This is a genomic window from Mycobacterium sp., assembly GCF_050701675.1.
Lineage (GTDB): Bacteria > Actinomycetota > Actinomycetes > Mycobacteriales > Mycobacteriaceae > Mycobacterium.
On sequence record NZ_JBOGDD010000502.1, the window covers coordinates 1 to 3,833 of the forward strand.

At 66.0% G+C, this 3,833-nt stretch carries 4 protein-coding genes; 1 reads left to right on the forward strand and 3 read right to left on the reverse strand.

What is annotated here, in order from left to right:
* The 3 genes from ACRDUX_RS15070 to ACRDUX_RS15080 form a co-directional block, all read right to left on the reverse strand.
* Positions 1-117 (reverse strand): galactokinase family protein (locus tag ACRDUX_RS15070; RefSeq protein WP_526414826.1); only part of this gene is annotated, 117 nt, incomplete at its 3' end.
* A gap of 2 nt (positions 118-119) precedes the next feature.
* A complete protein-coding gene (gene galT / locus ACRDUX_RS15075) occupies positions 120-1,166 on the reverse strand; it encodes a galactose-1-phosphate uridylyltransferase (protein ID WP_526414827.1) in 1,047 nt (348 codons plus the stop codon).
* Positions 1,167-1,215: 49 nt separating this feature from the next.
* Positions 1,216-2,004 (reverse strand): DeoR/GlpR family DNA-binding transcription regulator, encoded by a 789-nt coding sequence (locus tag ACRDUX_RS15080; RefSeq protein ID WP_526414824.1) that lies wholly within the window; start codon positions 2,002-2,004, stop codon positions 1,216-1,218.
* Positions 2,005-2,167: 163 nt separating this feature from the next.
* Here ACRDUX_RS15080 and ACRDUX_RS15085 point away from each other — a divergent pair.
* Positions 2,168-3,833 (forward strand): sodium:solute symporter family protein (locus ACRDUX_RS15085; protein ID WP_526414825.1); only part of this gene is annotated, 1,666 nt, incomplete at its 3' end.

The following is a 3,833-nucleotide window of genomic DNA, read 5'->3' on the forward strand; positions in this document are numbered from 1 at the left end:
CGCGACGACCGTGCGGCGGTTGATCGCGAACGGCAGCACGAACCCGAGGTTGTAGTCGGTGTGCTCACCGATGAGGTTGATCCGCCCCGGCGCCGCGTAGGTGATCACGTCGGTCATGTCTAGAGATCCCTCAGGCGTTCGGCGACGGCCTCGGGTGTCACGTCGCTGATGAATGCGTCCATTGCGGACTCGGAGCCGGCCAGGAACTTCAGCTTGGTGGCGCTACGCCGTACCGACATCAGCTCGACGTGGAAGTACCCCTCTCGCTGCTCGTCGGTGTCGCGGTACTGGTGAAGCGCCGAGATGTACGGCAGCGGTGTGGGATACATCCGGTCGAACCGGCGAAGTAGTTCGCGGTAGATCGACGCGAAGCCGTCCAGTTCGGCGTCGTCGAGATCGCCGAGGTTGCGCACGAACCTGTTCGGATAGAGGTGGACTTCCACCGGCCAGCGAGCGGCGAACGGCACGAACGCGGTGAACAGGTCGGTCTGCGCGACGATGCGGCTGCCGTCGGCCACCTCGTGCGCGAGGATGTCGGCGAAGAGATTTGTGCGGTTGCGGGAAGCGTGCGCGCGGGCCTCGGTGAGCATGTGCGCAGTGCGCGGCGTCAGGTAGGGATAGCCGTAGATCTGGCCGTGCGGATGCGTCAGTGTCACCCCGATCTCCTCGCCGCGGTTCTCGAAGCAGAACACCTGCTCGATGCCGGGCCTGCTCATCAGGTCTGCAGTCCGGTGGCGCCAGGCGTCGACGACGAGACGGGCGTGGGGCGCTTCGAGCTCTGCGAACGAGGCCGTATGGCTGCTCGAGAACGAAATGACCTCGCAGCGGCCGTGTCCCGGCGCGCTGATGAAGTCGGTGCCGCCGACGTCGGGGAGTCCGAAGGTACGTCCGTCGGCGCCGGACAGGCTGGGGAAGCGATTCTCGAAGACGACGACGTCGTAGTCCTCTGCGGGGACCTCGCCGTCGAGTCCCGAGGAACTCGGACAGAGCGGGCACTGGTCGGCGCTCGGCTTGTAGGTGCGGTCCTGGCGCAGCGCGGCGATGGCGACCCACTGCCCGGTCTGGCGGTCGTAGCGCAACTCCGACTGCTGTGCCCCTCGCTCGGGCAACGGTCGCCGATCGGTGACTGGTGCTGGCGCGTGCCCGGGCAGCGAGAAGAACAGCATGTCGCGGCCGTCGGCCAGGGTCCATCGCAACGGTTCCGCGGTCACGAGCTCACCGCCCGCCCACGGGCGCGATCACCAGGTCGCCGACCTGCGCGGCGACGAGTTCGCGATCGGAACCCGTCAGTCCGTCGTCGACGATCAGCGTCTGCACCTGCGAAAGGGCGGCGAAGACGCATGCGCCGACCTCGCCGTACTTGGTGTGGTCGGCCAGCACCACCAGGCGCCCGCTGATCCCGATCAGCGTCCGGTTCGTTTGCGCCTCAGCGATATTGGGCGAGGTCAGCCCGGCATCCTGGTCGAAGCCGTGCACGCCGAGATACGTGGCGTCCACCCGGAACGACGCGATTGCGGCGTCGGCCACCGGCCCGACGAGCGCATCCGATGGAGTGCGTACGCCGCCGCTGAGGTACACCAGCGGAGCGTCCGCCCCGTCCTCCCCAGGGTTCGTCAGCTCCTGAAAGATGCCGATGGAGTTGGTGACGACGGTGATCGATGACCGTGAGCGCAGGTGACGGGCAAGCTCGGTGGTGGTGGTGCCCGCACCGATCGCGATGGTCATGCCGTCCTCGACCGTCGCGGCGGCGGCAGCGGCGATGGCGGCCTTCTCTGCCCGTTGCTGGCCGGCCTTGACCGACGACCGCGGCTCCTCGCCCCGGTTGTGCCGGGCCACCGCTCCGCCGTGCACCTTGCGGAGCAGGTTCTGGGCATCGAGAGTGTCGAGGTCGCGGCGCACCGTCATCTCCGACACGGCGAGGTCGCTGGCCAGATCGGCCACGCGCACGGCACCGCCCGAGTTCAGCGTGCGCAGGATCGCGCTACGTCGTTCGGCGGCAAGCATCTCCGGTGGCACTCCCTTCGCCCGGCCAGTTCGAACATTAACAAACAATCTGGGTCGATATTGAGGGTTTCCGCCCGAAAGACTTGTTGTCTGCTGCGCGATTCTGTTAGAACATGTTAGGACAGTGGTCCAGATCACTCAATGAAGGAGTTGACGGCCAGCGATGACCACCCTCATGGCAGACAACGTCTTGCGGCTCAACGTCGGCGCCGTCGACTACGCGCTGATCGCGGTGTACTTCGTCTTCGTGCTCGGTATCGGCTACCTGGCTCGAAGTCAGATCTCGTCGAGCCTGGACTTCTTCCTGTCCGGCCGGCGACTGCCCGCCTGGGTCACGGGCATCGCGTTCGTGTCGGCGAATCTCGGCGCCGTCGAGATCATGGGCATGTCCGCCAACGGTGCCCAGATCGGTCTGGCGACCATGCACTACTACTGGATCGGCGCCGTCCCGGCGATGATCTTCCTCGGCATCGTGATGATGCCGTTCTACTACGGCTCCAAGGTCCGCAGCGTCCCCGAGTTCATGCGACGGCGCTTCGGCACCGGCGCCCACCTGGTGAACGCCATCAGCTTCGCCGTGGCGCAGGTGCTGATTGCGGGCGTCAACCTGTTCCTACTCGCGACCGTGATCAACGTGCTGCTCGGCTGGGCCACCTGGGTGTCACTTCTCGTCGCCGCCGCGATCGTTCTCACCTACACCGCGGCGGGCGGCCTGTCGGCGGCCATCTACAACGAGGTGCTGCAGTTCTTCGTCATCCTTGCGGCGCTGGTACCGCTGACCGCGTTCGGCCTCATCAAGGTCGGCGGCTGGAGCGGGCTGAAGGACAAGATCGTCGACACCACCGGTGCCGGTGGCAAGGTGACCGCGACGGTGCACGAACAGTTGACGACGTGGCCCGGTCAGGCCCTCAGCGGCTTCAGCAGCCCGGTGTGGTCGGTGATCGGCATCGTCTTCGGGCTGGGATTCGTTCTGTCCTTTGGGTATTGGACGACGAACTTCGTCGAGGTGCAGCGCGCCATGGCCTCGAATTCAATGTCGGCGGCGCGTCGCGCACCCATCATCGCGTCGTTCCCGAAGCTGCTGATCCCGTTCGTGGTCGTGGTGCCCGGCATGATCGCCGCCGCGGCGATCGGCGACATGATCCATCTGAAGACCGGTGGCGCGGGCGACGTGACGTACAACGACGCCATGCTGCTGATGATCCGCGACATCCTGCCCAACGGTCTGCTCGGCGTCGCCATCGCCGGCCTGATCGCGTCGTTCATGGCGGGCATGGCGGCGAACATCTCGGCGTTCAACAGTGTGTTCAGCTACGACATCTGGCAGCAGTACGTGGTGAAGGACCGCTCGGATGACTACTACATCGCGGTCGGTCGGTACGCGACGGTCGCCGCGACGGTGCTCGCGATCTTCACGGCGCTCATCGCCTCGGGCTACTCGAACATCATGGACTACCTGCAGACGCTGTTCGGGTTCTTCAACGCGCCCCTGTTCGCCACGTTCATCCTCGGCATGTTCTGGAAGCGGATGACTCCGACCGCCGGTTGGGTCGGCCTGGTGGCGGGCACACTCTCGGCGATCTTCGTCTTCATCCTCTCCAAGGTCGGCATCATCGACCTGCCAGGGCAGGGCATGCCGTTCGTGGCGGCCGCGGCGGCCTTCATCGTCGACATCGCGGTGAGTGTGGTGGTCAGCATGGTGACCAAGCCGAAGCCGCGCGAGGAGCTGGTCGGGTTCGTCTACTCGGAGACCGACGTCAACATCTTCGCCGACGCCGACGAAGCAGGCAGGCCGTGGTTCCAGCGGGCGGTTCCGCTCGGCGCCGTGA

Coding starts and splice junctions, on each gene's coding strand:
- ACRDUX_RS15080 (WP_526414824.1), bottom strand. CDS start 2,004: ATGCTTGCCGCCGAACGACGTAGCGCGATCCTGCGCACGCTGAACTCG.
- galT (WP_526414827.1), bottom strand. CDS start 1,166: ATGCTGTTCTTCTCGCTGCCCGGGCACGCGCCAGCACCAGTCACCGAT.